This window comes from Microcoleus sp. B6-A1 (assembly GCF_036705085.1).
Taxonomy (GTDB): domain Bacteria; phylum Cyanobacteriota; class Cyanobacteriia; order Cyanobacteriales; family Microcoleaceae; genus Microcoleus.
The window spans coordinates 23469-29581 of the sequence record NZ_JAUBTU010000086.1 but is presented as its reverse complement, the minus strand read 5'-3'; the positions used below and the strand labels follow the sequence as shown (position 1 = coordinate 29581).

Annotated in this window: 5 protein-coding genes and 1 pseudogene; 4 read left to right on the top strand and 2 right to left on the bottom strand. The window is 44.0% G+C overall.

Features of this window, described 5'->3' with window-relative positions:
• The first annotated feature begins 379 nt into the window (after positions 1-379).
• Positions 380-1646: pseudogene (locus QUB11_RS24945) on the top strand (IS701 family transposase).
• A 119-nt stretch (positions 1647-1765) separates the two neighbouring features.
• Here QUB11_RS24945 and rpe read toward each other — a convergent pair.
• A complete protein-coding gene (gene rpe / locus QUB11_RS24940) occupies positions 1766-2467 on the bottom strand; it encodes a ribulose-phosphate 3-epimerase (protein WP_190744589.1) in 702 nt (233 codons plus the stop codon).
• 388 nt (positions 2468-2855) lie between these two features.
• On the opposite strand from rpe, the gene QUB11_RS24935 reads away from it, so the two are divergent.
• The 3 genes from QUB11_RS24935 to QUB11_RS24925 all read left to right on the top strand — a co-directional run bounded on the left by QUB11_RS24935 (position 2856) and on the right by QUB11_RS24925 (position 5512).
• Complete coding sequence (locus QUB11_RS24935; protein ID WP_332978570.1) at positions 2856-3230, top strand: hypothetical protein; 375 nt, start codon at positions 2856-2858, stop codon at positions 3228-3230.
• A gap of 104 nt (positions 3231-3334) precedes the next feature.
• A complete protein-coding gene (locus QUB11_RS24930; RefSeq protein WP_333206451.1) occupies positions 3335-4750 on the top strand; it encodes an LCP family protein in 1416 nt (471 codons plus the stop codon).
• Between the two features lie 333 nt (positions 4751-5083).
• Positions 5084-5512: a DUF202 domain-containing protein gene (locus tag QUB11_RS24925; RefSeq protein WP_333206452.1), complete on the top strand. Its 429-nt coding sequence runs from the start codon at positions 5084-5086 to the stop codon at positions 5510-5512.
• Positions 5513-5669: 157 nt separating this feature from the next.
• Here the strand turns inward: QUB11_RS24925 and QUB11_RS24920 are convergent, their stop codons facing one another.
• On the bottom strand, positions 5670-6092 hold the full coding sequence (locus QUB11_RS24920; RefSeq protein ID WP_333206453.1) for a DUF2809 domain-containing protein: 423 nt from the start codon (positions 6090-6092) through the stop codon (positions 5670-5672).
• Between the last annotated feature and the right edge of the window lie 21 nt (positions 6093-6113).

Below are 6113 nucleotides of genomic sequence, written 5' to 3'. Positions count from 1 at the left end.
AGCGGCGATGAATGATGACTATATGATGCAGATTCTCAAGTGCTTGTGTCAAGCCTGATTAAGATGCTCTTACCCTGCTTAACAATCCTAAAAATAGTTTGTTTTTGCTGGTTTAAGGCTTACTGAATTCAGCCTCTAGCTGTTTAAAGAGTTTTCGCTGCTCTCGGTCCAACAATTTATGCCTAAAAGTGTGTCTCATGTCCTGTTTCACGAGGGCATTGCGAGTTTAACCTTGACTACTCTAGTGTACTAGAAATTTCCTGAGTTTTAGGAAGGGATTTAAGAAATTAAAGCCGTCCTAGCGGGACTTAAACAAAAAATACGGTGAAAATACGTTATAATGCTTGCTATGCAAGCATATAACGTTAAAGAATGACCAATGAAAGAGACAACCCCTGCCGCGATGCCCCCCTGCTTCGATAGATGGTGTCAAAGATTTGACGATATTTTTGGTCATCTTGCCCAAAAACGAGAGTTTAGGAACTATTTAGGGGGATTATTGGGAGAAAGTGAGCGAAAAAACCTGTCGCAGATGGCAGCAAATGCCGTGGGAGTAACTTACCACAAATTACATCATTTTTTAACAGCAGCGCCTTGGTCATTCAATGAGCTAAATCAACGTCGCCTAGACGTAATGAATCAGTGTCACTTGCGCCAAGATTAGTCGAGGATTTAGCCTGATAATAGATGATTCAGGTCACCGAAAAAGTGGTAATTTTACCGACGGTGTAGGCAGACAATACATCGGACAAATCGGAAAAACTGACAATGGGGTAGTAATAGTTACAAGTCATCTATATGATGGTAAAAAGAGCCTGCCATTAGATATTGAATTATATAAAAAAGCCGACTCATTACCAGAAGGAAAAGAGGACCCAGAATTCAAGAAAAAGCCAGAAATAGCCATAAATTTAATAGACAAAACCTTAGCGAGAGGCTATAAGCCAGGAATAGTCTTGATGGATGCAGGGTATGGTAATAACACCAGTTTTTTACAAGAATTAGAAAACCGAAAATTAAAATATATCGGAGGAATCGCCAAGAATCGCAAAGTAATAATTCAAAAAACCGAAAATGAAACAGAGGAAATTCGAGTAGAAAACTTAACAAAAGCCTTACCTGTAGGGGCTTTCACAAAAATCCAACTCAATCTCGAACGACCGAGAACAGTATGGGTAGCAATTAAAGAAGTCGAGTTATCAAAATGCACGGGTAAGAAAGTAATAGCCATCGTCATGAATGCAGATACTTTCGATACCGCCACTGAAATAGATTATTTGATGAGTAATGTGGACTTATCAAAAGCGACAGAGGAGTGGATAGTAAAAACTTATTCACAAAGAAATTGGGTTGAAGTTTTCTATCGGGAAGCCAAGGGCTGGTTGGGGTTAAATGAATATCAAGTCAGAGATGAAATCAGCCTGAAAAGACATTTCATTATGGTGTTTTGTGCCTACACTTTCATTCTCTGGCATACCTTAACAGGAGGATTAAGGCGCAAATGGGCAAACAAACCTTTAAACACTTTTAGTGATGCACTCGAAGCATTTCGGACAGCCATATCTTTTAGGTTTGTGAAATGGTTGAACCAAAATTGGGACGTATTCTCCGCTTATAAAGCCAGTTTAGGCTTTGTTTGGGCTTAAAATTTGTTTAAGTCCCGCTAGAAGGACAGGGTTTTAAACCCAGATTTTTGATAAAAATGCGTTCCCAGCCAAAGCAGGCTGGGAACGAGAAAAACCAGAAAAACTCGAAAAATCTTTGATTAAACCGCAGCCAACTCAGGAGTCGGGCGCTTGCTGTGGCGGATACCCTCGATCGCCCCTGCGTAATCATTCGCCTTAAACACAGCAGAACCAGCGACGATCGCATTTGCGCCCGCTTCCAGAACCTGCCAAGTATTGTTCCCCTTCAAACCGCCATCCACCTCAATCCAAGGATCGAGGCCCTTGTCGTCGCACATTTTACGCAACTGGCGAATTTTCGGCAAAACAGCCGGGATAAAACTTTGACCACCAAAGCCCGGATTGACGCTCATAATCAGCACCAAATCGCAAAGTTCCAGCACGTACTCGATCAACTCCAAAGGCGTCGAAGGATTCAGAACCACACCAGCCATTTTCCCCAATTCCCGAATTTGGCCGAGGGTACGGTGCAAGTGAGGCGAAGCATTGTGTTCCGCGTGAACCGAAATAATGTCAGCACCAGCCTTAGCGAAGTCCTCGACGTACTTCTCCGGCTCCACAATCATCAAGTGGACATCGATCACCTTGGTAGTAACAGGGCGAATTGCCTCAACAATCAGCGGCCCGATAGTAATATTAGGAACAAAGCGACCGTCCATCACATCTACGTGAATCCAGTCAGCCCCAGCTCGATCGACAGCCTGAATCTCTTCTCCGAGACGGCTAAAATCGGCTGATAATATGGATGGAGCAATAACGATTGGTTTTTGGGATTGGGTCATGGCTAAGTCTGTTCTCCTGTCTGCTGTGCTGTATCCAGTTTATCAAAATACGGGTCTCCGGGTCGAAAAGTTGCCAACGATCGATCGCGAGATCCCCAGCACCGAAAAATTTTGCCTCTGACAGACAAGTTTGGCGATCACACCAGCCCTGCTATCCGAATTTTGGTTTAGGATATAAATTTTCCCTCTAACAAATAACTTGTGTGCAAAATCCGACCGAAAGCATCCAGGATACAAGCCCCCAAATTCATCCGTCCAGAAATAAAAAACCTGTATCCGATGAAACTTGCCGCCCGAATTTATCTCGCGCAAGTCAATGCTTCAATCTAAAATCTAAAATCTAAAATCTAAAATCGATTGACCTTCTGCAAATTTTGAGTACCGAATCATGAAAAATACAGATCCCTTAGAAAATCCTGAACTCGATCGTGCCAGTCTGTTTGTATTAATGATCCCCGTCATCGGCTTTTTCCCCGCCCTGTGGACTCTTTACCGCCGTCAGGGTACTCCCGAACGCAAAGCCATCAGCCGCTTGGCAATTGCCCTTGCTTTTAGTTGGCTCTTAGGACATATTCTTTTAGAAGCGGGAGCGATTTCTGCGGAATCTCCGACACTTCCCATGTTATTAATGAGTAGCCTGCTAACAACCAGCTATTTCATCGTTGCTCTGGGACTGATGGTTCGCCTCTGGAAGCGTCAACCACTATGGTTGCCCGGAATTAGTCGGGTAGCCGAGCAAGTAGTAGGCAAACATTTATCATAATTTAGGGTTCTTTTAAGCCCCTACCCTATTGATTGAGTGCGTCTTCAGCTTGATACTACATATTGCCATTATCTTTTTTATTTTTGTTGTGTGTGAGGAAGCCAGTGCCAGCTCAAAAAATTCCTAATCAAGACCCTATCCAACAATCAACTGCTCAACCTGCCACCAAAAAAGCTTCCCAGCCCCATCGAGGCCGCTGGCTGGGTTTTGGTTTTGGTTTGGCGGGAGTAGCCATGCTCTCAGCCACAGCCGGAGCATTGCTAGCCGTCTCCCTTTCTACAACGCCGCTTCAGCAACAAAAGTTGAGCCCTGAAGAAGCAGCAGTATTTTCTCAAGGCGACATGGCAAAGCTCAGCATGAAAATGCCGGAGCTGACTCGGCCAGTTAATATTTTAGTTTTAGGACTTAAAGTTCTGACCTCTGACATCGAAGGAAGTGTCAACAAAAATGTCGGACACGAGGTTTGGGAAAACTCATTTAAGGGGTTAACCGATACCATGCTTTTGGTTAGGTTTGACCCTCAAAATAAAAAGTTAAGCGTGCTTTCCATTCCGCGAGACACCCGCACCTATGTTGAAGGCAGGGGCGAGGTGAAAATCAACGAAGCTAATTACTACGGTGGCCCGGCTTCGTCAGCGAAGTCAGTCAGCGGACTCCTGGGCGGTGTAGGAATTGACCGCTATGTCACAGTTAATATTCATGGCATAAAAAGTTTGGTCGATGCCCTGGGTGGCATTACTATTAATGTCCCTAAAGACATGAAGTATACCGATCACAGCCAGCATTTATATATAGATTTAAAGGCTGGCAAGCAGAAACTCAACGGCGAACAAATCGTCCAATATTTGCTTTACCGACACGACGATTTGGGCGACATCGGGCGGGTGCAGCGCCAACAATTGTTGATGCGGGCTTTTGTGGAACAGGAAGTAAATGTAGGTTTGCTGTCTCGACTACCGAAGATTTTGTCGGTGATTCAGTCTCACCTTGACACGAATTTGAGTATAGAAGAATTGGTAGCTTTGGCTGGTTTTGCTACTCAAACCGATCGCGCTGGCGTGCAGATGTTGATGGTTCCCGGTAAATTTAGCGATTCTAAGGACTACAAGTCAAGTTTTTGGTTGCCAGACCAATATGCCATCGAAACTATGGTGGCGGAACATTTTGACTTCGGCCAAAATACTTGGCAAATTGAGAATGCTGATTCGACTTTTCTGAATGTGGCGATTCAAGATAGTACCGGAGATCCATCGGCTGTTGAAGATTTTGTCAATAAATTGACTCAAGCCGGTTATCGGAATGTTCAGGTTTATAAAGCTTGGCCCGAACCGCTGGAGGTAACTACTCTAGTAGCTCAACAGGGCGATCTTAAAGGTGCTCAAGCAATTCGCCAGTTTTTGGGTTTTGGAGATGTGCTGGTTGAGAGTACGGGTTCTTTGCAGTCCGACGTGACAATTAGATTGGGTAAGGATTGGTTGCAGAAAAAGGCTCAGTCCGGCGGTGCGGCTAAGTCTTTTTAAACGGGGATTTAACTGGGGTATTTGTAGGGACACAGCAATGCTGTGTCCTCTTCTTTTCTGTTGATAGAGAGGGAGGCGATCGCTTTTTTGTCGATTTACTGATATCAATTCCGGTTTCACCGGAATGATGTGGACGGTTGACGGTTGACAGTCAACAGTCAACAGTCAACAGTGAACTCGAATTTACTATTCCGATGCTAACGGATTTGATATGATACTATATTTTTTGGTGATGATGAATCACGATCGCAATACCGATACTTCCCTCCGAAACCTGAACTGAAACAATAATCAACGAGGGAAAGTTTAAGATATTTTATAAAGGTAGGGTTGATGAACAATAGTCCTAAAATAGACCGACAGCGGGAACATCAGGCAAATGAACGCACGTTTCTTGCATGGTTACGAACTTCACTCGCTTTAATCGGTTTTGGATTTGCGATCAGTCGGTTCAGTTTATTTCTCCGTCAATTTCAAGCTACAGTGACTCAGCAAGAAGTTTCCTCCCCTCCCTTCTTCAACTCGGAAACATTAGGGCTGAGTCTGGTAGTTTTTGGAATTGCGGTCATTGCCTTGGCAGCATGGCGTTATAATCGAGTTTTCTGGCAAATTGAGCGAGGTGATTATCGCCCAAATCGTGTGCTAGTTTGGATACTGACTGGAGTTGTGATGATTTTAGGAACGTTAAGCATTCCCTTGTTGCTATGGCGCGATCGCGGAAATATAGCTCCCACTTCAACTCCTAAAAACTCTCAATTCTAAGTTAACCCGATCGCTTAGCTAAAGTGAAAATAACCGCAACCAGATCATTCAGCTTTTGTGGATCTAGATTGTCTGTGGTGTTAGAGGATCTGATGGGGAGAGGATTTGACGATTTGGGATCGGGCAATCAAAATCTACAATTTAAATGCAGTACAACTTACAATCGGAAGCAAGTGAAATGAAGCCATCGCACCCACAACCAACCTAAAAAACTCCCCACAAAATAAGAGATAAAATCTGACCAACTAAAGTGATTTCCCAAAATCAGCCTTCCGGGTAAAGTAGCTCGCATTGCTTGTAAAAACGGAGCTGTCCACAGTTGGAGAAACTCTACTCCGCAGGTAGCTAGACACACAGCTAAAGCCGCCCTAATTGGGGAAAATCGCGGCCAGATCAGAACGACCAGCAAAATCCAAAATACCTCATAAGCTATGCTCCCAAAAGAGTCGTTGAACCATTCCGGTGCAGGGCCGCGAGAAAATCTCACCGCATAACCTAAAGGGATAATCACGATTATAATGATGAGCAGGGCAATTCGATATTTTAAAAAACGGCGATCGGGAGAAATTGGGGAAGTCATTGATTCTGGGCACAATCACGC